The organism is Paenibacillus sp. IHBB 3054 (genome assembly GCF_051594305.1).
Taxonomy (GTDB): domain Bacteria; phylum Bacillota; class Bacilli; order Paenibacillales; family Paenibacillaceae; genus Paenibacillus_AQ.
This window is the reverse complement of record NZ_JBOFBG010000036.1, coordinates 1-21665: the sequence shown is the minus strand read 5'-3', so window position 1 is coordinate 21665 and position 21665 is coordinate 1. Positions and strand designations below refer to the sequence as shown.

Here is a 21665-nt window from a genome sequence, read left to right as displayed (position 1 = left end):
TCCAAATTAAACAAGGGCCATGTAGATTTCTGATTCTACATAACCTGACATTTCAATAGCTTCTCTCCATTGCGCTTTATTTATCCAGAAATGTTGATCACCATGAGCTCCGTTTTTTTTCAAAGCATTCTCTACAGTGAATGAAAAATACTCCATTGGAATTTCCAAAGCTGCAGATACTCCATGTTCTTTGCGCATTTCTCCGAAAAGACTGAATAACATTCTTGCCTCCTTCTCGAGTCGTTCCTTCTTTAGATATCCTTCTGGAAAGAAATATTGACTGAAACTCAATCCGCTTCCCTCTGGATAAGAAGATATTTCAGGAGAATCATAACCACTTAGAATCAGCTGCATATCTTCCACAGTTCTTATGCCAAAAAAATGATGTTCGTGGGTCATGAAACGTCCAATTATCTGCGACTTCTTTTGCTCGAGAAATAAAGTACGTCTTGTCAAAAGTTCTTCTTGCCCAACAGAGATAACGGTCATGGAGATTTTTTTCTGAATAAGTGCATTATAGATGTCCATTAGCCAACTATAATGGAATTCGGTTAAACGGTGTGCTTCGTCCATTATTAGAACCAAACGACGTAGATTACTTGAGGGCTTGTATTTCTATCCATGCATGTACGAGCTATTCAATTAAAATATGATAAAATCCACATTTTTGTGCACGCAAAAAAGATGGCTTCGACAGCCATCTTTGAGCTCTTTGAAGCAACTCCATTATTGTGTAACCTTCGCATCCGCCAGCCATTGCTGCAGCAAGGTGAAATCGTCGATTTCGCCCAGCCTAATCTTTGCTATCTCTCCCTCTTCATTAATAATGAAGGTAGAGGGAAGCGCAGTAACTCCAAAGACCGTCGAGATTTTACCGGTAACGTCAATAGCGACAGGGAACGAAAACTGGCGTTCTTTCATATATTCAGATACCGTACCCTTAGATTCTCCAACATTTATAAACAAGGTTTCTATTTGGGAATTGGAGGACTGATGGATTTCATTCAGCAGCGGCATTTCCTGCATGCAGGGCTTGCACCAGGAAGCCCAGAAGTTGAGCAGCACTACTTTCCCACGGTGTTCTGTCAAGCTGACCTTCTCGCCAGACAACGTCATAACCTTAAAATCTGGAGCGGAAGCTCCTTCTTCGATCCCCTCAACCCGAGCCTGATTGGAATGATTAATGAATACCCAGACGATTGCCGCGCCAATGACGGTAACAAGCAGCAAAGCAACAATTCTGCGCAGCCTCATGACAGCCCCAGACTATGGTTAAAGGCAGCATACAAAGAACCATACTCTGCGCGGAATGCTTCGGCTTTGCCCGAACCAGCATTTCTTCCTGCGTTCAGAAAAACAATCTGATCGGCAGCCTTATCTGCAATTTCCAGCTGATGTGTTGAGAAAATCACGGTGTGCCCTTCTTCCCGGATTTTTTGGAGTAGGTTTACAAATCCATTCATCCAGAAAGGGTCAAGACCATTCGTCGGCTCATCCATAATCAGGAGCGGCGGCTTAGCCAGCAGCGCTTGGGCAAACAAGACTCGCTGCCGCATGCCTTTAGAGAACGTGCTTACCAGACGGTTGCGTTTGTCCTCAAGGCCCACCAAGGCAAGGACTTCTTCGACTCTGGCTCTCCGTTTAGGAACCTTGCGAAGCGCTGCCCAGAACGTCAGTGTTTCTTCTGCGGACAAACCTTGTGTGAATTGGTAGTCGTCCGGCATATATCCAATTTGTGTGGAGAATTTCTTACGAGACTCCCTCCAGTGAAGACCATTGACGGAAATCTCACCTGTTGTCGGTTGTAGAATACCAGCAATCATGCGCAGAACTGTGCTTTTGCCTGCCCCGTTGCCGCCACATAGGGCAAGGATGCTGCCAGAAGGGATTTGAAAGCTGATCTCCTCCACTAAGGTCTGCTTCTTGATGACCTTGGATATTCCGCTGACGTTTACTAAAGCGTTATCCACGGGAACGCCCCCTTTCCCATATCCAATAAACTAACAGAATAGAGATAAGTATCCAAATGAGACATACACCCATAAACAGCAGAGATCCGCCCGATTTTCCAATCCATTCTACCCACTGATAATACTCAGGCCCCAGCACTGAACCTCCGCCCAGCTTAATGACAACGAATAGACGGACAAGCTCTGCCGGGTTAAGAATGGTGAAGGCCACAAGCAAAGGCTTCACCCAGAGATAGGGCACCAAGCCCAGACCGGCGATCAGAAAGCTCGGCCAGCCGATAACTGCAAAAAACCATATGGCGACGGAGATCGTCAGGGCTTGCCAACGGTTGCGGGACAATGATCCGATAAACAAGGCAATCGTCAGAAACAATAATACAAGTCCCACGGAAAATGCCAAAAACAGAAAATAGGTAGCGGAATCAAAAGCCATACCGAGAAGCCCGCTGATCAATCCCATGAGCCCATACCCAAAAGCAACTATGATGAGCAGCACCGCGGCAAGTCCCATATATTTGCCCAGAACAAATGACATCGTCCCGATAGGATAGGTAGACAACAGCTGCCAGCTACCCTCTTCCTTTTCCGAGGTTAACGAGAATGAACCTAGGAACAAGGTCATGAGCGGTAGCAGGTACAGAATAAGGCTAAGCATGGAACCCGTGACGGCCGTATAGCCTTCAACCACATTCTGTGAATTAATCAGCAGTAAGCTTAAGCTGAATGTGCAGAACAAACCCAAAAAAGAATAAGACCAGGGATTACGAAATCCCATTTTTAGTTCTCGGCGGGCTACTTGCAGCATGTCTGCTATCATTAACTATCCGTCTCTTTGTCTGTATTCATGCCTTCCTGATCTTCAGACATATGCTCTTCCATATGACCCTCCCCGCCGTTCATATCCATATTCATCATATCCGTATTTTGCTTCCATTCATGGGAAGCTAAATCTGAGGCAGTCAAAACCGTTCCCACACCTTGTTCTTTTACAAAAGCTTCGGCAGCCGTCTCGTCCTTAAAGCTGATAACCCCATAAGCTATAGGTGTGCGCAGAGACTCATCATACACATAACTTGCTTTGCTGAATTCAACCCATTCCTTGTCGTTATAGTCCCGGACGTAATCCATTCCGATATCTTCGCTTCCGTTCTTTTCCTTCCATTCGTTCATGCAGCCGATATCGTCAAACTTATAATTTTTGCCGTCTTTTGTAGTTAATTGTGTGGCAAACGCATCGTCCTTAACCTGCATGTTGCAAATGACGCAAATATCAACGGCTTCATCTATTGCCAAAGGTGCATATTTCTTCCCACCACCACAAGCTGAAAGGACCAGTAAACCCAACATCACTATTAAAATCGCACTCCACTTTTTCATATCCTCAATACCCCCATGTAGATGATTGAAATTACTGATAAAAACAGCAGCAGCCAACCCACTACCATAACCGTACCTTGGCCGCCGCCTGTTTGCCCCTCCGCAGCCGCACCTGCCGCCAATTGCATTAACGGCGCCGGATCAGTCGACCACTGGCTTTTGCCGTTTGTGTACATATCGCTTAAAAATGTCATACCCGGTGACTGAAAAAAAAGCTGATAGGCTGCATTGTTGGAAATCAATTGCTGGTAGAACGGATTGATGGCAAATGGGAGATCACTTACGCCATCGCCTGTAAGATCGAGCCCTTCAAAAGCGTCCCAATAATTCCCGGTCATTTCGTTGTCTCTGCTCCCGGTTGCCTGTGCCTCAATGACATTGGCTACAAACCCGTTCCGCTGAAAACGGTTGCCTTCCGCATCCTCAAACTGAATTCCGATATAATTCCTGAGCACAAGGTTGTTCTGAAGAATGTTGTCTGAGGATTGCTGCATATAGATCCCCACTCGGTTCCCCTCTACAGCATTGTTGACAATACTTGAGGTACGCACATCATAGAGTAAGATTCCTTGCGAATGGACATTCTGGCTCTGCTTGCGAAAAGAGTTGCCAGAAACCACAACATCGGTCACGCCCATCACCATTGCGCCGGTGATGTTGTATTCCCCCACATTGTTGATGATCTTAGATCCATTGATATACATGCAGTGTACACCATACCGCAAATAGGAGAGCTTATTCTGATCTACTACCGTATTACGGCTGTTCTCCAGATAGATTCCATCCCGCAGATAAGCGATTTCGTTCTCTTTAATCTCAGTGCCATGAGAGTTGTAGAGATCAATACCATTGCCTCTTGTCCCCGGTACAGCCCCTTTCGGAATAAACCAGCGGATCTTATTCTTCGTAATCACTCCACTGTTCGCTTCACGGAGTACAATTCCAAAGCCAGCAGTATGAACCGCCAGACCCGATAAAGTAACCCTGTCGGCTTTAACTTGCACCGCAGCCGCTTCTCCGTCATTATTCTGCTGAATATTCAGATTCGTCATCTGTACGCCATCTGCACGGATCAGCACTGCAATCTGTCCCTCCGCAGAAGTGTTCAGCAGAGTGGCCCTGTTGTTGTTTCCGTTAATTGTAAGCATCTTGTCAATGTGAACCGGTCCTGAGTAAGTTCCCGGAGCCAGCATGATGACCTCTCCGCTGCGAGCCGCATCGATAATAGGCTGCAGCGGAATCGCATCTGCATTTGTCTCTGCACTGATAGTACTGCAATGGTACAAGCTTATGAATAACAAGCCCGCCATCATTAAAAGTAGAACTTTAATTACACTTAAAAGATGATTCCTTTTGTTTATAAACATTATTCACCCCCTTGTGTGAATTGCTTTTCACTCTATCATTCCCAATATAAAAAGGATATAAAACGTACTACAGATGAGTACATTAGTTAGATAGTCCAAGCTGCTCCGCATTATGTCTCAGAATATCCTCGACGCTTCTTTGCTCGGCAGAGGGATAGCTTCTTAGCTCTATTCGTTTCGTTTCTTTGGAGATTTCGCTAAAACCCTGAGGCATATGGACATTGTCAATAATAAGGTCTGGTTTAAGTTCCGCGAGCTTAGCCAATTGTGTAGGTGTCATCTCATCTGGACCGAATTCTCCGACAACCTCATAACCAAGCCATTTCAACAATGGAGTCATATAAACTTGTGAGATTACTTTTTTCTTAGAAGTTTCATGCTGCCGGGCTGCCTGTTCGATCTCTGCTGTTAATTGACCCAAATCCTGCTCCCAATTGCTTTCTTCAGCCTCAGTTCCCCAGATAGCGGCAAGCTTGCGGGCTGCCTTGATATAACCGTAGGGAGTATTATCGACCTCAATCGTCGCCGCCTTATCCTTGGATACCTCCGACGCTTCCATATAATACTTAGATAGCTCACGATCATTCCTGCTGGGTCGTATTCCCCAACTGAAAGATTTCCCCCACCTGCCCAGCAAAACGGAATCCTCTGCCGAGATCGGAAATTTGCCTGCTCCTTGCGTCTGAGGAACATAGCCTATCTGTGAGCGTACCCACTGTTTGTCCCGGGACGATAACACCTGCCGGCCTAGAATACGTAATTCACCTGTTTGTTTGGGGAGTAATTGCAGAAGCGCGCGAAAAAAAGTAGTTTTCCCAGTGCCGTTCTCCCCTAGAATAGCTACGGATTCACCCATAGGTACATGAAAGCTTAGTTCATTCAAAATATCTGTTTGATTATACCCTCCACTGTACCGCGAAATTTCTATAGCATAAGATACATTAGGTCCAGCAGGTTCTACCATCGCGAGCTCCCCTTTATGAATACGCTTTTAGTGTAAATAAAAGGAAGATCATTGCCTATAGCTCAATGTAGCTATCCCCGCAAGCATTTGTGTCTGATTTGTGATTTATGTCACATCTAATATCGATGTTTTGTTTGTTATCAGCCAATTCAGGCTTCCCCTATCAGTTGCAGCTCAATTTGTTTCATCTCATAAAAATAGCCCTGTTGCTTCATTAGCTCTGAATAGGTACCCGCTTCAATGATACTTCCCTGGTCCATGACCAATATCTGGTCCATCGCTTCCAGACCGGTCAGCCGGTGGCTGATCAGAATAAGCGTATCGCCTGCCGCCTGGGCCAACAAGTGCCTGAGCACATGCTGCTCGGTAATGTAATCCAGTGAAGAGGTTGGTTCGTCCAGAAGCCATAACCTTCCTTTCCTTAGCATCACACGGGCCAGGGCCAGGCGTTGCTTTTCCCCCTCCGACAGGTTCTCTCCTTTCTCATAAACCATGTCTTCCAGGAGCTTATCCGGCAACTGCACTTTATTCAGTATTGCCGATAACGCTTCATCGGAATGAGCTTCCTCATTCAGCAGCAGATTATCCCGTATGGTTCCCCGAAAGAAATGGCTGTGCTGGAGTACAACATTGGCAGCTTGCCATATGCCTGCTTCATCCAGGTCTTGAATCGAAGTTGTATTTAACCGAATCTGGCCTTCCGCCGGTGTACGCAGCTTAAGCAGCAATTCGATAATGGTTGTTTTTCCTGATCCGCTCGGTCCGACAATGGCGGTCTTAGATCCAGATGGAATATGGAGGGACACGTCCTTGAGTGCCGGACGCCATTCATCTTCATATTGAAAAGATACACCGCTCAGCTCAATGGAAACGGCCTGATCGGCAGAAAGTCTTCCGCTTGGCTGCTCCGCCAGTAAATCAGCTGCCCTAACTGTTTCCTCAAGCCGCTTGGCAGCATGCTCACTATCCTGCTTATATGCAGGCAGTGTGGCCATTGCCGCAGCTTCTTCAAACACAGTTTGAGATGTCATGACCAGCATGGCGAGAAACACACTGGCAAGCGAACCCTCCACAATCAGATAGGCACCAAGGGTCAGCACGCTCCAGGAAATCAGAAAAGTCACAAATACATGCAGCGATTGCCCGCGCAGCAAATGCCGTGCTGCTGCCTGCTGCTCAGCCGTCAATGCCGCAGAGGCGGACTCAAGCTGCTCCCCGCGTTTTTCCAATTGCCCGTACACTTTTAAATCGCGGAAACCGTAAAGTAATTCCGTCACTTCCGTGGAAAGCGCCGAGCGTTGCTCTCGAACACGTCCCTGGTTCTTCCTCTGTCCAAGCATAACAACGGCCGGAACCACAAATGCCGCTGCCAGCATCCCCAGTACAAACAAACAAGCGATCCAGATGGAGAAGGCAGAAGTAAACAGAACCGTGGCCAAAAACACCATAACGACAATGACCGGAGGATAGGCGACTCGTAGAAAATAGTGCTGCAAGCTTTCTATATCGCCTACGATACGTGAGAGGAGATCTCCGCTTCGCTTTTTGTTTAGTACTCCCGGTGTCAAAGGAACCAGCTTGGCAAAAAAAGCTGTCCGCAAACGGCTGAGCAGAGAAAACGTCGCCCGATGGGTATACAAGCGTTCAGCATATCGCGCTGCCGCCCGCACCAGACCAAGTATTTTCACGAGAGACGTCAGCACAATCAAGGTATATAGCGGAGGGGCAAATACCGTCTGGGAGATCAGATATCCGCTTGTTGCAAAGAGGCACACCCCCGCTATGCCGGCAATGAATCCCCCAATGATGGCCATAGCGATATCTTTCCGTTCCTGTAGCATTGCCTTGGTCAAAATAGCCAGCTCATTCATGCTGCTCCCCCTTCCCCACCTTCACCATTTCAGCATACTGGGGCAGTCGCTCAAGAAGCTCATCATGGCTTCCACAGTCCAGTATTTCTCCCTTGTCCATAAACAATATGCGGTCGGCTTGGCGGATCGTATACAGGCGGTGAGCCACGGTAATCATCGTTGCTTTACCGGCAAGTTCAACAATAGACCGCTGCAATACGCGTTCGGTATGCAGGTCCAATCCCACCGTGGGCTCATCAAATAGAATAACCGCTGGACGCTTCAGGAAGGCACGTGCCAGAGCAAGCCTTTGCTTCTCGCCGCCTGACAATCCCCGGCCTCCTTCACCTACAAAGGTATCGTAGCCCTGTTCCAGTTCAGCCACAACAGAAGCAAGTCCCGCGGCTTCCGCCGCCTGAACGACTTCGGCCCTGGAGACGTTCCTGCCAGCGCCTAGCGCAATATTATCGGCAAACGTACCGGCAAAAATATACGGGTGCTGAGTAATGTAACTGACGTGATCAAACCAAGAAGTCTCATCGATTTGCGTAAGCAGGCGTCCGTTCACCAGCACTTCTCCCGCTGTCGGCTTAAGCAGTCCTGCAATGAGATGCAGCAGCGTTGTTTTGCCGGCCCCACTTTTTCCGACAATGGCGATTTGCTCACCCGGCTGTAATGATATTGAACCCACTGACAGCCCGAACATATCGGGGGCATATTGAAACCGGATATCCCTCAGCTCAATGGTAGGTGGCATCCGGTGCAAGCCTCCTTCGCTTGCCGCCGGCTGATCCGCTGCCGCGCTCTCTTCTTTTGTTTCTACAAGCATCTCTTCCACTTTACGAAGTGCTCCCATGCTGGTGCGGCCACTGTGAAAAGCAGTTCCCGTGTTTTTTAACAGATTGTAGAACTCAGGCACCAGCAGGAGGATCAAAAACACGGTATGAAAAGAAAGAGATTTAAAGACAAGAAGCTGAAGCGCCAGCTCAAGCGCAATAATGCCAATGCCCAGCATAACGATCGATTCAAGCATGAAGGTATTGGTAAAGGCAATCCGCAGAATGCCCATTGTCGCATCCCGGTACCCCAGACTGCTGCGTTCTATCTCCTGTTGCTGGCGACGGGCAAGGCCGAACAGCTTCAACGAAACCAGCCCTTGAAGAGAGTCGAGGAAGGTCCCGGAGAATCCGGCGAGCTGTGCAAATTTCTCCTCTGCCTTGTTCTTGGTCTGCAGCCCTACAAGAATCATGAATATCGGAATAAAGGGTGCGGTAAACAGCAGGATCAATCCGGAATTCCTGTGCTGGGTAAAGACTACGATTAATATCAGAATTGGTATTATCGCAGCTTCCATCATTCTTGGCATGTACTGGCTGAAATAACTGTCTGCCTCATCCACCGCATCCAGCGCCACACTTACCTTGCCGCCCGTTTGCCCGCGAAGTGACGAGGGTACAGAAGCTTGGGTCATCTTCCGCAGCACTCTGGCCCTCATCGTTGTCTTGGCATCAGCAGCCATGTGCAAGCCGATTAACCCGTTTCCATAAGATAGCAGCGTACGCACAGCCATGACAGCCAGTAACAGGCCAAGGATAACAGCCGCCGATGAAACGGATACGCGCTCTACAAAAATCTTGTCGACGGCTTCCGCGAGCAGAGCGGCCTGGCATGTTATGGCTACACCGAGTGCAAGCGAGAAGCCTACTAATAGAGCACGACGTTTCCTTTGTGTAGACATATACTCTGAGATCAGACCGGTTCTCCTCTTCATGATAACTCCCCTCCTTTATTTTTTGCCTTTTACATAATCCGCATCAAACAGGAATAACCTGAAGACCAGAATGAGAGACGGGACCAGCAGACACAGACCGCCGATAAAGGCTACCACAAGCGCTATCCCCATTGATTCGTTCGTGGCACCGCTTTGAATGGTGATATATGGGTCCAAGATATAAGGATACTGCCCTATCCCGTACGCAAAAAAGGCACAGAGAAACTGCAGCATGACACAGATAAAGGCCAATCCGTAGCGGCGACCGTTGTACAGCAGCCATGTAGCAATCATGAAAAAGGCAACGGACGAACCCAGCAGCCACCACAAATCCATCATGTTATGAAAATGACGCTCATTATGCTGGGAAAGAAAAACAAATGCCGTAAATGCAGCAATGATCGTTGGCATGCTCCAAAACAGGGCATAGGTACGCATCAGCTTGAGCGCGGACTGATCCTCCGCCCTTGAAGCGTAGTAGGCCAAGAACGAGCTGCTGATAAACAGCACCGACACGATGGCCAATGCTACAATGCTCCATGACAACGGACTTCTCAAAAGCGTCCAATAGGCTAATGTGACAGTTCCGCTATTCTCTATAATAAAACCGCCCTCAGAAAGCGTCAGTGCCACCGATAAAGAAGCCGGAATCAGCAAACCTGTGGCCCCGTATAAAAACAGATATACAATGTTCTGCTTGGAGCCATAGTTCTGAAAAGCATAGAAGGAGCCGCGAATAGCCAGCAGAATCACAGCGATGCTTCCGGGAACAAGCAGCGCAGAGCCATAATAGTAAGCCGTGTCGGGAAAAAATCCGATGATGCCCACAAAGAAGAAGACAAAGAATACATTGGTAATCTCCCAGACTGGCGACAGGTAGCGGGATATCAGCCGGTTAATCAGGTGATCCTGTTTCGTCAAGCGGGCATAGAAGGCAAAGAATCCGGCCCCGAAATCAATAGACGCTACAATTAAGTAGCCGTACAAAAAAATCCAAAGCACTGAAATACCTGCCAACTCATAGCTGATCATAGTTGCTCACCTTTTTCCATAGATGCTTGTGCCAGCTTGTCCAGCTCGGCCTCTGGCGGATTATTGTGGAACAGGCGTCTAAGTACGATGACACACATCGTCCCCATTACAACATAAAGAAGGAGGAAGAGGAAAAAGAGAATCCTCACATTCGGCGATGTTGTGGCTGCTTCCTCTACACGCATATATCCACGGACAATCCAAGGCTGCCTTCCAAGCTCCGCATAGAACCAGCCGAATTCAATGCCCAAGAAGGCCAGGAATGTGCTAAAGACAATGGATCTGAGCAACCACTTGTTAAGCTCATTGCGTTTCTTCCAGAACAAGAAGAGGAAGTACAGCAGTCCAATGCCCAATATAACCATTCCGCTCAGAACCATAAAATCAAACAAATAGTGGACAATAAGCGGCGGGTGTTCGTCAAGCGGGAACTCTTCAAGACCCGTGACCTCAGCGTTAAAGTCTCCAAACGCCAGGAAGCTTAGCGCTTTCGGAAGGTGAATCGCCCCCAGAATCTCGTTCTCTGCATTAAGCCAGCCCAGCAGAATCAAATCTGCGCCGCGTTCGGTTTCGAAGTGCCATTCTGCTGCCGCCAGCTTCTCCGGCTGATGCTCCGCCAGAAACTTGGCTGACATATCTCCGGCAAGGCTTGTCAGCAGGCTGAACGCCACAACAACTGTCATCATCAGCTTCAAGGCTTTCTTGGAGTAGGCTGAGACTCCCCTTCTCAGAATAGTGTAAGCCGCAATTCCCGCAAGCAAGGCAGCGCCCGTCAAGTAGGCAGAGGTTAAGACATGGAATACCTTCGAAGGCGTTGCCGTATTGAGCATCACCTGCAGCGGATTAACTGCCGTGAATTGCCCGGCTTCCATTACAAAGCCTCCGGGCTGATTCATAAATCCGTTCACCGTCGTGATGAATACTGCGGACATGCCTGCCCCGGCGACAATCGGAATCGTCAGCAGCAAGTGAATATACGGGTTGCGGAACCGCCCCCAGGTGTACAAATAAATCCCTAAGAAAATGGCTTCAAAAAAGAAGGCGAAAACCTCCATAAATAAGGGGAGTGCGATTACGTTCCCGCCTAACTGCATGAACTTCGGCCAGACAAGCGCAAGCTGCAAGGCAATCGCCGTTCCGGTCACTACGCCAACAGCTACTGAAATAATAAATCCGCGTGACCATCTTTTGGCCATCAGAATGTAATGATGGTCTTTCTTTCTTATCCCGACGAATTCGGCAATGGCTATCATCAATGGGACACCGACACCAGTCGTGGAAAAAATGGTGTGAAATGCTAACGTCATTCCTGTTAACCATTTACTCCACATCACTGTATCAATAATCACGAATACATTCCCCCCTCAATCTTCCGAATTAAGCCCAGCAAAATCTAGAACCTCTTTGCTATTTTCTCCACTCTGCTGTGCTTTATTTCACAAGTATAAAGATTTTAGGGAAACACTGTATGGCTCGAACGAGGGGGGCAATGTGTCTAACTTTCTTCTATAGTGAGTCTTTTTTGTGAAAACACGCTATTTTATGAATGAAGTGTGACATATGTCATTTCATAATTATTTTATACTTATCGAAGTTTCTGTTTAAACCAATAAAAAGGACTTACTACAGACGATTATACTCGTCTGAAATAAGTCCTTTTTCCAGTGCATAGCGTGTAAGCTGCACACGATTCTGTACCTGCAGCTTTTGCAGAATATTCTTAAGGTGATTCTTCACCGTGTATTCCGAAATTCCATAATTCTCAGCAATTTCTTTGTTCGTCCAGCCCGTGGCTACCCCATTCAAAATATCCTGCTCTCTCGCAGTTAAGTTTACCTGCGGCTCCTTGACTGCAGTTAAGGAGACATCCTTCAAAATTTGATAGGCGACTTCCCGGCTTAAGGGCGCTTCTTCATGGACTATAGAGTGCAAATATTCAATCCAGGTTGAAGGTGCAAGATTCTTCAAGAGATACCCTTGGGCACCCCGCTTTAAAGCTTCCAGCAAATGAATCAGGTCATCTGACACTGTTATCATTACAATTTTCACATAGGGGAACATCAGTTTGATTTTCTGTGTAGCCTCAAGCCCGTTCATTCCGGGCATCTGGATATCCATCAGGATCAAATCCGGCAGCCACTCTGCGGTGAATTCTATGGCTTCCTGTCCATTAGTCACTACTCCAACTACTTCAAAGCTCGGGTCAAGGGACAAAATATCACAAATAGCCTCCCTTGCATGTATGTGATCATCGACAACCAGTACACGCGTGTGCCTCATTTGCCCTCACCCTCTTTCATTAATTCTACTGCAGTGTACAAATGATCCCGACGAAATTCCATTTTCCAATTCATCTCCTCCGCCCTTTCCTTCATGATATTTAATCCGAAACGGTCCTTAAACATAAATGGGTTGTCTACAAATCCCCGTCCATCATCTTTAATCATAACCTTGAACCGGTGCGGGTCTCCTTCTCCCACAATCCAGCCGTGTGTAGCCCCTGAATGCTTCTCTATATTGACGACAGCCTCCCGAACACAGGCAAGCAGTTCAACTTTTTCTTTCGGGGACAACATACTGTCCGGTATCGACCAATTCACACTAAATTGCACAGGAGTGTCCACTACCATCTTTTTCAACTTAGACTCCATAGATTCATGAGATAAAATTGATTTTTCTTCCATAGGCTCATACTTTAAATCAGCTATGGCCTGGCGCACATAACGGTTTACCTCGTGGACTGTTTTACGGATCTGTTGCACGTCATGGAGGTGCCGATCTTTATCCACTACATGTTCTTCCAGACGGTCTACTTTGACGGAGAGCAGAAATAACGATTGCGCAATTCCGTCATGTAGTTCCTTGGCCAGCTGTTCTCTGGCTTCAAGCACGGTTGTTGCGTTACGTTCCACCTCAAGCTCCTTCTGAATGTGCTCCAGCATACGAAACATCTTATTAAGCAGGGTCATACTTACCAGATAAACTATCAACGGTGTGAGCCAGTTTCCTAATTCCATAGAAATATAAGGTAATAAAAATTGATGCCTGATATATTCCCATACCCCGACCGTAAACGTAGGAATTAAAAGAATCATCCATTTAATCTGTTTATAGGTCATTTGCATATTCCCCTCCTCAATGATATGTTCACATCGATTTAAAGCTCAGCATGTATCCGTAACCCCATACGGTTTGAATGAGTCCGTTTCGTTCAGAGAATGCGCCCGATAGCTTATGTCTTACCCGTTTAATGTGAGTATCTACTGTACGATGATCCGCGAATCTCTTATGATCTCCGCCCCATACCTTTAACAGTAAATTCTCTCTGGAAAAGACCTCTCCCTCATGCTTTACCAGAAAATAGAAAAGCTCATATTCCTTTAGAGTGAAGTGAATTTCTTTCCCTTTCACGGTGACTCTTCTTGCTCTGGGATCAATAGTAATGGAGGATATCGTTATCTCTTCATGCGACTGAGCTCCCTGGGGCACCACAACTCCTGTAAACCGGCCAATCATTGCCTTGGCTCGTCCGACAACCTCCCTAGGACTGAAAGGCCTGTCAATAAAATCATCTGCACCGGCCATAAATCCCTGTATCCGTTCGTTCTCATCCGCTTTGCCAATAAACATGATTAGCGGGGCGGTTCCTATCAGTTTGAAATGCCTGCATAGCTCTTCCCCGCTGGTATCGGATAACTGCCAGTTTAATATAACCATAATATAGCGGGTTCTCAGCGCTTTATATAACGCCTCTGCTCCCTGCTCGGCTTCCTCTATATTATATTTCTCAAGTTCAAAATAAACACGCAGCAACTTACGGACTTGCCTGTCACCATCCACGATGAGTATATTATTGTTTGAATTTACATTCTCCATTTGCGGTACTCCTCCTTCCAAGCCTTCTTTATATCTAAAATTAAGCATACGTGTTTTTTAAATACTCAACATGGCTCAATGGAGCTATGAATATAATGATCCCAAATCAAAATATATCTAATCTATGAACAAACTCGAGTTCGTTAACGCAATTAAGCTGTTTGTTTGGCACTCTTTCTTGGTACGGATGCCCGGCTTATGTCTTGTCATATAGTCCGACTACGAAGCCTGCTAATGCTTCTTTGCCTGAAGGCAATCGAATAAGCACTTCTTTGAACTAAAGCAGCGGCTCTCATTAAGAGAATTGCTCTTTTTTTAATAATTTCTTCTTTACCGCTATGTAGTCACCAGATGATGTATATATCTTAATCCAAAGAAAAATCAACATACACTCAGATAAATCTCTTCATATGAGGACGTCTTACGCTGTCATAATAGATAGTATATATCATAAAAGTGCGTACTTGCTCGTCTAACTATACCGACTATATAATACATTCAGTCCCCTGTGAAAAAGACATAAAGAAAGGAGCAATGTAAAAGAAGAATTAGCATAAGCCGGCTATCAGGTGGAATTAGCGAGAGTTTCACCTCTCATCTACTGCATTCAGAACAAGTCCCCCCATTGTGTCATTATGTTCTGAGTTTAGATGAAAAAATGATTATAAAAATTTACTTACAATTTGAAATGAGGTTCTATTAAGATGAAAAAGTTTAAAAAGCCAGCTATGCTTACAATGACAGCGGTATTGATGAGTGCATTATTAGCTGCTTGCGGAACCCCGCAGGAGGCACAACCCATAGAGGACCAAAATGCTTCTCAACAACAGCAACAACAAGAGCATGAACTGAATTTTCAACAAATCCGAAATGCTACAGTTACCTTAGAATACGGTGGTCAAACGTTCTTGGTTGATCCGATGTTATCAAAAAAAGGTGAATTTGATCCTTTCCTTCCTGCCGCAAGAGATGATCGAAATCCAATCGTTGAATTACCAATGTCCGTTGATGAGATTCTTGATGGGGTAGATGCTGTCATCATAACTCATACACATGAGGATCACTTTGACCAAGCAGCAAAAGATCAGCTGCCTAAAGACATTAAGATGTTTATGCAAGATGAAGAGGATGCTAAATTAGCCAAAGAAGCAGGGTTCACGAATATTGAAGTCATGGAAGAAGAAGTAGCGATCAACTTTAATGGAGTTGAACTTACTGAAGTTGATGGTCGTCACGGACATGGAGAAATGGCAACGCTCGCTGGTAATGTTATGGGAGTTGTATTCCAACATCCAGAAGAAAAAACCGTGTATTTAGCTGGTGATACCGTTTGGTATGAAGAAGTACAAGATATCATTGATACCTATACACCAGAAATTATTTTGCTAAATGGTGGCGAAAACCAATTTGATGAAGGTGGCCCTCTTATTATGGGGAAAGAAGACATATATGAAGTATACAAGGCTGCCCCTGAAGCAACCATCGTTGTTAGCCATCTAGAAGCAGTTAACCATTGGGGTCTGTCCAGAGAAGAGTTAAAGAACTTTATCAACGAAAAAGGAATCCAGTCTAGTGTATTGGTACCAGATGATGGAGAATCATACTCATTTGGAGAAGATGCAGCTAATAACTAAGTACTGCTAGTATTCCTATTGTTCTTAAAATAAAGTAGTCAGTGGATTGCGTTTTTTAATGTTTTGTATAGATAGGTACATTGTGTAATTGCCATAATCAAGAATTTTATTAAGAAGAACATTCAATTGTTCTTGAGAATCTACTTTTATTTTCAAATGGTAACAACCCTCACCCGATACTCGGTGAGCTTCTACTACCTCTTTTTGTTCATAAATAAAGCGTATAAATGATTCATGATTCGCTGTTTTCATATAAATAATGACAAACGTTGTATAAGAGAATCCTATTTTCATTTCATCTACGATTAGAGAGTAGGCTTTCCATATAAACTTCCTTTCATCATGAAATGATTAGGTGCAAAAGTCTTTCATCAAAGTATCGATAAAAATCATGAACTTATTTATCATTTATTATACTAAAACTATTAACGAGGTGGAAAAAATGAGCACTGCTTTAATTATTGTTGATATCCAAAATGACTATTTTCCAAATGGAAACATGGAATTAAGTAACCCTGAAAAAGCTGCTGCTAATGCAGCTAAAATCCTTGAGTGGTTCAGACAGAATAACAAAGATCATATTTTCCATGTTCAACATGTCGCAAGTGACCCAGCATTAGGCTTCTTTGTGCCAGGTACAGAGGGAGTTAAGATAAATGAATCTGTTCAACCATTGGAACACGAAAGTATCATCATCAAACAATTCCCTAACAGCTTTTTAAATACAGAATTAGAGCAAAAATTAAAAGAAAAAGAAATTACCAAGTTAGTCGTTGTAGGTATGATGACACATATGTGTATTGATGCAACAGTTAGAGCTGCAGTAGATCTAGGCTATGAAACTACACTTATTGAAGATGCTTGTGCAACAAAAGAATTATCTTATCAAGATAAAATCGTACCCGCTGAGCAAGTTCATTATGCGTTTATCAGCGCTCTTAACGGTATGTACTGCAATGTAGTTTCGACGGCGGACTTCCTGCAACTGAACAACTAATTAAATTAAAAAGAGTGGTTAAAAGAACGAACCCTCTCTGCTAGATAAACATAAGCCCTAACTGGACGATCGCTGTGAACAGCCAGTCCAGTTAGGGCTTTTTTTATCCTTTGATTGCCATAAAAAATGCACCCAATAGAATATCGGGATAACCAACGGGGTTTCCAATGTCTATTCTAACGGGCACATTTCAATATCTAGCTAGAGCTACTATTTTCTTTAATCTTCTTTATAATGTTCTCCCCATTGGCACATTTCCTGAATGAGTGGCCAAAGCGTTTGTCCCTTTTCAGTTAGACTATATTCCACTTTTGGAGGGATTTGCGGATACTCCTCCCGATGAATTAAACCATCATTTTGCATTTCTTTTAATGTAGTACTAAGGGTTTTATAAGTAATTTTTCCTAACATACGTTGAAGTTCGTTATAACGAACTTCAACGTTTTGTGATAGATGGTAAATAATAAGCAGTTTCCACTTACCGCTAATAATAGATAAAGTGTATCCAAAAAACGGCTCCTTGGACTCATCGTTATTCGTAACTGAGTTATTAATATTCATATTCATGCTATCCTCCCAGATAGTATACGTTAATAAGTTGCATACGCATTCTTTATTATGTGTTAACTATATTATATGTTTATAGTCTAGTAAAGCGGTGTTTCTAAATGAAGATACATTTCATCCCCCGATTTTAGTATGTACATAGATAGCTTATCAATGCGTGAATGCGCCAGTTATAGTGAGGATCATTTTTATAGTGGTTAATTTTAAGACACATACTATCTTTTTAGATAGTATGTGTCTTAAAAGTGCATACTTGTTCGTAAGAGTATACATATTATATAATATATTTAAATCCTAGAACATCAGGATACGAAATTGACGAACCATATTAGGAGGACAAATTAAATAATGTTATTACAACAGAACAATAACAATATCGACATATTACTTGAGAAAATGGAAGAAGCGGACGCGATCGTGGTTGGCGGAGCTGCTGGTATGTCGGAAGCTGCTGGATACAGCTATTATCAGACCGGAGAGTTGTTCAATAAGCATTTTGGGGAATACGCAAAAAAATACGGAATCGAAAATTTATTTTATGGATTTTATCACCCTTTCCCAACGAAAGAGGAACGCTGGGCTTACCTAGCTACATTATATCAGAAGGGCGTACATGAGCTCGAAGCTGGTCAACCCTACCTTGATTTAGAAAAATTGCTTGAAGGCAAAAATCATTTCATTGTGACAACGAATCAAGATGCACAGTTTTCTAAGGTTTTCCCTCAAGATAAGGTTGCACCGATTCAAGGGGATTCACGTTATTTTCAATGTAACGATCGTTGTCATGACCATGTTTATTTTAATAAAGATATGGTTGAAAAAATGTTTGCAAACATTGAAGGAACAAGTATACCTACCGAGTTGATTCCAACCTGTCCAAAATGCGGAGGCGATATGGAGCCATGGGTTCGCTCATATGTATTTTTAGAAGGTACTGCTTATCGAACCGAACTTAAAAAATATAATGAGTTTCTGATAAAAAACAAAGATAAAAAGGTGCTGTTTTTAGAATTAGGTGTTGGAAAAATGACTCCGATGTTCATTAAAGAGCCTTTCTGGAATATGACATATAACTGGCCAGATGCCTATTATATTACGATTAATCCAAACGATGCAATATTGCCAGTTGAGCTTATGGATAAAGGAATCGCGATTCATGAGGACATTGCTCAAGTATTGAAAACTGCTGTGAACGAGCAAGAAAAACGGACAGGAAATATCGAATAAGTACGGTTTCGTACCTAGAATCAAGTATTTTAATTGGAGGAACTTATGAAAGAAACATATGCAACAGTCTTAAAAAAAATTGAAGAAGCTGACAGCATTGTCATTGGTGCTAGTAACGGTCTTGCCATTTCAGGAGGCTATAATATTTTCGCAGAGAATGCGGCATTTCTAGAGAATTTCAGTGATTTTCGTGAAAAGTACGGCATTCGCAGTATCCTGCAAGGAGCTTTTTATCCCTTCCCTTCTCAAGAAGAAAAGTGGGCATTTTTTAGCCGGATGTACATGTGCTTTTTAGAGAACGAGGAAGTTAGTCCTGCAATGAAAAATCTATATGAACTAGTAAAAGATAAAAACTATTTTGTTATTACATCGAATACGGATGCTCACTTTGAATTGGCAGGTTTTTCACAAGAACGTCTTTTCGAATTTGAAGGTAATTGTCGTAAGTTACAGTGTTCTAACAGCTGTCATGATGATATTTATTCAGGTGATAACGTATTACGTGAAATGGCACAAAAACAGCAAAATGGAAAAGTACCTTCAGACCTGATTCCACAGTGTCCAAAATGTGGCGGTCCGATGCAAATGCATGTAGAAGTTGACCGCAATTTCTTAAGAGATACATCTTGGCAAGCAAGTTATGAAGCGTATCAGAATTTTATCGAGACCGCTCACGGCACAAAATTAGTATTGCTCGAATTAGGTGTAGGTTTTAGAAACCAGTTGATTAAAGCACCATTTATGAATATCACGAACAACGAGGAACACGCGACGTATATTACGCTGAATAAAGGAGAAATTTATATTCCGCAAGAAATCGCCTCCAAATCAATTGGAATCGATGGGGATATCTCCGCGGTTTTAGAGCAATTAGTTCAGCTGAAATAAACCAATGCAGATGGGAGAATAAATATGCTTTTAGCAAATGTTCTAAATGAGCCAAATTTCCATCCAATTAAAGAGTATTACGAACGATGGTATACATTAATGGAGGAAAACGTCGAGTTTTGGCTGCCAGATAGTGAATGGCATACGAAAACGCATAGTGCACGCGTGCTGTTACTGGCTCTTATCATCGGGCACCAAAAAGGAATTCGAGATAAAGGACTAGATGCACTCGGTATGGCGGCTGTTTTCCATGATACTCGTCGGTTGGATGATGGTATTGATCAAGGGCATGGTAGCCGGGGAGCAGCGTATTACAAAGAATATTGCGATGCAAACGAATTACCCTATGATGAACAAACGTATTTTATGATCTATTACCACGATCAACATGATTCACTTGGTTTGTCAGAGATTGAAATTTCGTGTAGTGATCATGAAAAGGCTAAACTGCTCTATCAAATTTTTAAGGATGCCGACGCACTGGATCGTTTTCGTTTAGGTCCAAACGGTTTGGATGTGAATTTTCTTCGGACTGAAGAAGCACGCCGACTCGTTGAGTTTGCTAAACATCTCTTACGTCAAAGTAAAGAAACTAAAAACTAATGTCATAAATAACGATGTATAGTGAACAAACCTGACCGTATTTTGTTAGGTTAGGAGGTAATTATTATGAAGAATTATGTGGACGATAGCTTCGCCCTACACACGGACCTGTACCAAATCAATATGGCTGAATCCTATTGGGCAGACAATATTCATACCAAAAAAGCGGTATTTGATTTATATTTTCGGAAATTGCCTTTTGGAAACGGATATGCGGTTTTTGCTGGATTAGAAAGAATTATAGAATATATACAAGCATTTCGTTTTACTGAAATTGACTTGAATTATTTAAAAGAACTTGGCTATCAAGAAGACTTTGTTGACTTTTTGAGAACTATACGTTTTACAGGAAACATTCGTGCCATGAGAGAAGGAGAGGTTGTATTTGGAAATTCACCTATCCTTCGTATCGAAGCACCTTTAATAGAAGCACAACTTATTGAGTCGGCCTTATTAAATATTGTGAACTATCAAACACTCATCGCAACCAAAGCTTCCCGAATCAAACAAGTTGCGGGTGACCAGCCCATCTCCGAGTTGGGTACTAGACGTGCACATGAATTCGATGCTGCCCTATGGGGTACGAGAGCTGCCTATATTGGTGGGTTCTCTAGTACAAGCAATGTTCGAGCAGGTAAATTATTTGGTTTGCCTGTTTCAGGAACACATGCTCATTCCTTTGTACAAGCATATGGAGATGAATATATCGCTTTCCATAAATACACAAAACGTCACAAGGATTGCGTCTTCCTAGTGGATACGTACGACACGCTAAACTCAGGTGTTCCGACGGCAATAAAAGTGGCAAAAGAATTAGGTGACAACATCAATTTTGCCGGTATTCGTATAGATAGCGGGGACTTGGGTTACCTCTCCAAAGAGGCAAGGAAATTATTAGACCAAGCTGGATTTGTTAACACTAAAATCTATGCTTCAAATGATCTCGATGAATACACGATCATGAATTTAAAAGCTCAAGAAGCAAAAATTGATGTATGGGGAGTTGGAACCAAAGGTATAACTGCCTTTGACCAACCTGCCTTAGGAGCTGTGTATAAATTGGTATCCATTGAAGACGAAAATGGACAGATGAGAGATACAATCAAAATTTCTGCAAGCCATGAAAAAGTCACAACACCAGGAATAAAAAAGGTGTATCGCATTATTAACAACCATACGAAAAAATCAGAAGGCGATTATATTGCCCTTGCCTATGAACAACCGAAAAAAGAATCGGAACTTCATATGTTTCATCCAGTGCATACGTATATTAGGAAAGAAGTCGAAAATTTTACGGCGATAGATTTGCACGAAGTGATTTTCGACAATGGCAAACTTGTGTATGAATGTCCAAAGGTTCAAGAAATCCAACTTTTTGCAAAGCAACAACTTGATCTTTTATGGGAAGAATACAAACGTTCACTATATCCAGCCGAATATCCTGTGAATTTAAGTCAAGCTTGTTGGAACAACAAAATGAAAAACATAGAGGAAGCAAAAAAATCAACAGGGAATCTGTAATTATATAAGGGATAACCCATT

22 protein-coding genes are annotated in these 21665 nt (G+C 43.7%); 6 read left to right on the top strand and 16 right to left on the bottom strand.

All coding sequences use genetic code 11. From position 1 onward, the window contains the following. Nucleotides 1-6 precede the first annotated feature (6 nt). From ACQ76X_RS27420 to ACQ76X_RS27355, 14 genes are all read right to left on the bottom strand, one after another. Nucleotides 7-573, bottom strand: coding sequence for a hypothetical protein (locus ACQ76X_RS27420; protein WP_438496959.1), 567 nt, complete (start codon nt 571-573; stop codon nt 7-9). A 153-nt stretch (nt 574-726) separates the two neighbouring features. Continuing rightward, a complete protein-coding gene (locus ACQ76X_RS27415; protein ID WP_438496957.1) occupies nt 727-1254 on the bottom strand; it encodes a TlpA family protein disulfide reductase in 528 nt (175 codons plus the stop codon). Beyond that, nucleotides 1251-1970, bottom strand: a complete 720-nt coding sequence (locus tag ACQ76X_RS27410) for an ABC transporter ATP-binding protein (protein WP_438496955.1) — start codon at nt 1968-1970, stop codon at nt 1251-1253. Before ACQ76X_RS27410 ends, ACQ76X_RS27415 begins: the two co-directional genes overlap by 4 nt. After that, nucleotides 1963-2784: an ABC transporter permease gene (locus ACQ76X_RS27405; protein WP_438497017.1), complete on the bottom strand. Its 822-nt coding sequence runs from the start codon at nt 2782-2784 to the stop codon at nt 1963-1965. The genes ACQ76X_RS27410 and ACQ76X_RS27405 overlap by 8 nt, the downstream gene beginning before the upstream one ends. Nucleotides 2785-2786: 2 nt before the next feature. Then, nucleotides 2787-3347, bottom strand: coding sequence for a nitrous oxide reductase accessory protein NosL (locus ACQ76X_RS27400; protein ID WP_438496954.1), 561 nt, complete (start codon nt 3345-3347; stop codon nt 2787-2789). Then, nucleotides 3344-4714 (bottom strand): right-handed parallel beta-helix repeat-containing protein, encoded by a 1371-nt coding sequence (locus tag ACQ76X_RS27395; RefSeq protein ID WP_438496953.1) that lies wholly within the window; start codon nt 4712-4714, stop codon nt 3344-3346. The genes ACQ76X_RS27400 and ACQ76X_RS27395 overlap by 4 nt, the downstream gene beginning before the upstream one ends. 82 nt (nt 4715-4796) lie before the next feature. Continuing rightward, nucleotides 4797-5678, bottom strand: a complete 882-nt coding sequence (locus tag ACQ76X_RS27390) for an ATP-binding cassette domain-containing protein (RefSeq protein WP_438496951.1) — start codon at nt 5676-5678, stop codon at nt 4797-4799. Between the two features lie 149 nt (nt 5679-5827). Then, nucleotides 5828-7549 (bottom strand): thiol reductant ABC exporter subunit CydC, encoded by a 1722-nt coding sequence (gene cydC, locus ACQ76X_RS27385; RefSeq protein ID WP_438496950.1) that lies wholly within the window; start codon nt 7547-7549, stop codon nt 5828-5830. After that, the gene (gene cydD, locus ACQ76X_RS27380; protein WP_438496948.1) at nt 7542-9299 is read right to left on the bottom strand and encodes a thiol reductant ABC exporter subunit CydD; all 1758 of its coding nucleotides are present in this window, start codon (nt 9297-9299) and stop codon (nt 7542-7544) included. The genes cydC and cydD overlap by 8 nt, the downstream gene beginning before the upstream one ends. 15 nt (nt 9300-9314) lie before the next feature. Continuing rightward, complete coding sequence (locus ACQ76X_RS27375) at nt 9315-10331, bottom strand: cytochrome d ubiquinol oxidase subunit II (RefSeq protein ID WP_438496947.1); 1017 nt, start codon at nt 10329-10331, stop codon at nt 9315-9317. Further along, nucleotides 10328-11680: a cytochrome ubiquinol oxidase subunit I gene (locus tag ACQ76X_RS27370; RefSeq protein ID WP_438496946.1), complete on the bottom strand. Its 1353-nt coding sequence runs from the start codon at nt 11678-11680 to the stop codon at nt 10328-10330. The genes ACQ76X_RS27375 and ACQ76X_RS27370 overlap by 4 nt, the downstream gene beginning before the upstream one ends. Before the next feature lie 274 nt (nt 11681-11954). Next, nucleotides 11955-12611, bottom strand: coding sequence for a response regulator (locus ACQ76X_RS27365; RefSeq protein ID WP_438496945.1), 657 nt, complete (start codon nt 12609-12611; stop codon nt 11955-11957). Beyond that, entirely contained in the window at nt 12608-13450 is an 843-nt protein-coding gene (locus tag ACQ76X_RS27360; protein WP_438496944.1) for a sensor histidine kinase, read from the bottom strand. The genes ACQ76X_RS27365 and ACQ76X_RS27360 overlap by 4 nt, the downstream gene beginning before the upstream one ends. A gap of 28 nt (nt 13451-13478) precedes the next feature. Next, nucleotides 13479-14207 (bottom strand): response regulator transcription factor, encoded by a 729-nt coding sequence (locus ACQ76X_RS27355; RefSeq protein WP_438496943.1) that lies wholly within the window; start codon nt 14205-14207, stop codon nt 13479-13481. 848 nt (nt 14208-15055) lie between these two features. Between ACQ76X_RS27355 and ACQ76X_RS27350 the strand changes: the two genes are divergently transcribed. Then, nucleotides 15056-15841 carry an MBL fold metallo-hydrolase gene (locus ACQ76X_RS27350; RefSeq protein ID WP_438497016.1) on the top strand — a complete coding sequence of 262 codons (786 nt, stop codon included), beginning with the start codon at nt 15056-15058 and terminating at the stop codon, nt 15839-15841. Nucleotides 15842-15865: 24 nt separating this feature from the next. On the opposite strand, the gene ACQ76X_RS27345 is transcribed toward ACQ76X_RS27350, so the two are convergent. Further along, a complete protein-coding gene (locus ACQ76X_RS27345) occupies nt 15866-16093 on the bottom strand; it encodes an Lrp/AsnC ligand binding domain-containing protein (RefSeq protein ID WP_438497015.1) in 228 nt (75 codons plus the stop codon). A gap of 190 nt (nt 16094-16283) precedes the next feature. On the opposite strand from ACQ76X_RS27345, the gene ACQ76X_RS27340 reads away from it, so the two are divergent. Beyond that, a complete protein-coding gene (locus ACQ76X_RS27340) occupies nt 16284-16838 on the top strand; it encodes a cysteine hydrolase family protein (protein WP_438496942.1) in 555 nt (184 codons plus the stop codon). Between the two features lie 219 nt (nt 16839-17057). On the opposite strand, the gene ACQ76X_RS27335 is transcribed toward ACQ76X_RS27340, so the two are convergent. Beyond that, nucleotides 17058-17399, bottom strand: coding sequence for a winged helix-turn-helix transcriptional regulator (locus ACQ76X_RS27335; protein WP_438497014.1), 342 nt, complete (start codon nt 17397-17399; stop codon nt 17058-17060). 354 nt (nt 17400-17753) lie between these two features. On the opposite strand from ACQ76X_RS27335, the gene ACQ76X_RS27330 reads away from it, so the two are divergent. The 4 genes from ACQ76X_RS27330 (at nt 17754) to ACQ76X_RS27315 (ending at nt 21644) form a co-directional block, all read left to right on the top strand. Further along, the gene (locus tag ACQ76X_RS27330; protein ID WP_438496941.1) at nt 17754-18632 is read left to right on the top strand and encodes a hypothetical protein; all 879 of its coding nucleotides are present in this window, start codon (nt 17754-17756) and stop codon (nt 18630-18632) included. Between the two features lie 45 nt (nt 18633-18677). After that, nucleotides 18678-19520, top strand: a complete 843-nt coding sequence (locus ACQ76X_RS27325) for a Sir2 family NAD-dependent protein deacetylase (RefSeq protein WP_438496940.1) — start codon at nt 18678-18680, stop codon at nt 19518-19520. Between the two features lie 24 nt (nt 19521-19544). Then, complete coding sequence (locus ACQ76X_RS27320) at nt 19545-20123, top strand: hypothetical protein (RefSeq protein WP_438496939.1); 579 nt, start codon at nt 19545-19547, stop codon at nt 20121-20123. A 66-nt stretch (nt 20124-20189) separates the two neighbouring features. Continuing rightward, entirely contained in the window at nt 20190-21644 is a 1455-nt protein-coding gene (locus tag ACQ76X_RS27315; RefSeq protein ID WP_438496938.1) for a nicotinate phosphoribosyltransferase, read from the top strand. Nucleotides 21645-21665: the final 21 nt, after the last annotated feature.

Bases quoted from the DNA above. Each gene is read 5' to 3' on its own strand.
- ACQ76X_RS27355 (WP_438496943.1), bottom strand. From the start codon at position 14,207: ATGGAGAATGTAAATTCAAACAATAATATACTCATCGTGGATGGTGAC.
- ACQ76X_RS27390 (WP_438496951.1), bottom strand. From the start codon at position 5,678: ATGGTAGAACCTGCTGGACCTAATGTATCTTATGCTATAGAAATTTCG.
- ACQ76X_RS27415 (WP_438496957.1), bottom strand. From the start codon at position 1,254: ATGAGGCTGCGCAGAATTGTTGCTTTGCTGCTTGTTACCGTCATTGGC.
- cydC (WP_438496950.1), bottom strand. From the start codon at position 7,549: ATGAATGAGCTGGCTATTTTGACCAAGGCAATGCTACAGGAACGGAAA.
- cydD (WP_438496948.1), bottom strand. From the start codon at position 9,299: ATGAAGAGGAGAACCGGTCTGATCTCAGAGTATATGTCTACACAAAGG.
- ACQ76X_RS27340 (WP_438496942.1), top strand. From the start codon at position 16,284: ATGAGCACTGCTTTAATTATTGTTGATATCCAAAATGACTATTTTCCA.
- ACQ76X_RS27320 (WP_438496939.1), top strand. From the start codon at position 19,545: ATGCTTTTAGCAAATGTTCTAAATGAGCCAAATTTCCATCCAATTAAA.
- ACQ76X_RS27375 (WP_438496947.1), bottom strand. From the start codon at position 10,331: ATGATCAGCTATGAGTTGGCAGGTATTTCAGTGCTTTGGATTTTTTTG.
- ACQ76X_RS27420 (WP_438496959.1), bottom strand. From the start codon at position 573: ATGGACGAAGCACACCGTTTAACCGAATTCCATTATAGTTGGCTAATG.
- ACQ76X_RS27400 (WP_438496954.1), bottom strand. From the start codon at position 3,347: ATGAAAAAGTGGAGTGCGATTTTAATAGTGATGTTGGGTTTACTGGTC.
- ACQ76X_RS27360 (WP_438496944.1), bottom strand. From the start codon at position 13,450: ATGACCTATAAACAGATTAAATGGATGATTCTTTTAATTCCTACGTTT.
- ACQ76X_RS27335 (WP_438497014.1), bottom strand. From the start codon at position 17,399: ATGAATATTAATAACTCAGTTACGAATAACGATGAGTCCAAGGAGCCG.
- ACQ76X_RS27325 (WP_438496940.1), top strand. From the start codon at position 18,678: ATGAAAGAAACATATGCAACAGTCTTAAAAAAAATTGAAGAAGCTGAC.
- ACQ76X_RS27330 (WP_438496941.1), top strand. From the start codon at position 17,754: ATGTTATTACAACAGAACAATAACAATATCGACATATTACTTGAGAAA.
- ACQ76X_RS27395 (WP_438496953.1), bottom strand. From the start codon at position 4,714: ATGTTTATAAACAAAAGGAATCATCTTTTAAGTGTAATTAAAGTTCTA.
- ACQ76X_RS27315 (WP_438496938.1), top strand. From the start codon at position 20,190: ATGAAGAATTATGTGGACGATAGCTTCGCCCTACACACGGACCTGTAC.
- ACQ76X_RS27345 (WP_438497015.1), bottom strand. From the start codon at position 16,093: ATGAAAACAGCGAATCATGAATCATTTATACGCTTTATTTATGAACAA.
- ACQ76X_RS27365 (WP_438496945.1), bottom strand. From the start codon at position 12,611: ATGAGGCACACGCGTGTACTGGTTGTCGATGATCACATACATGCAAGG.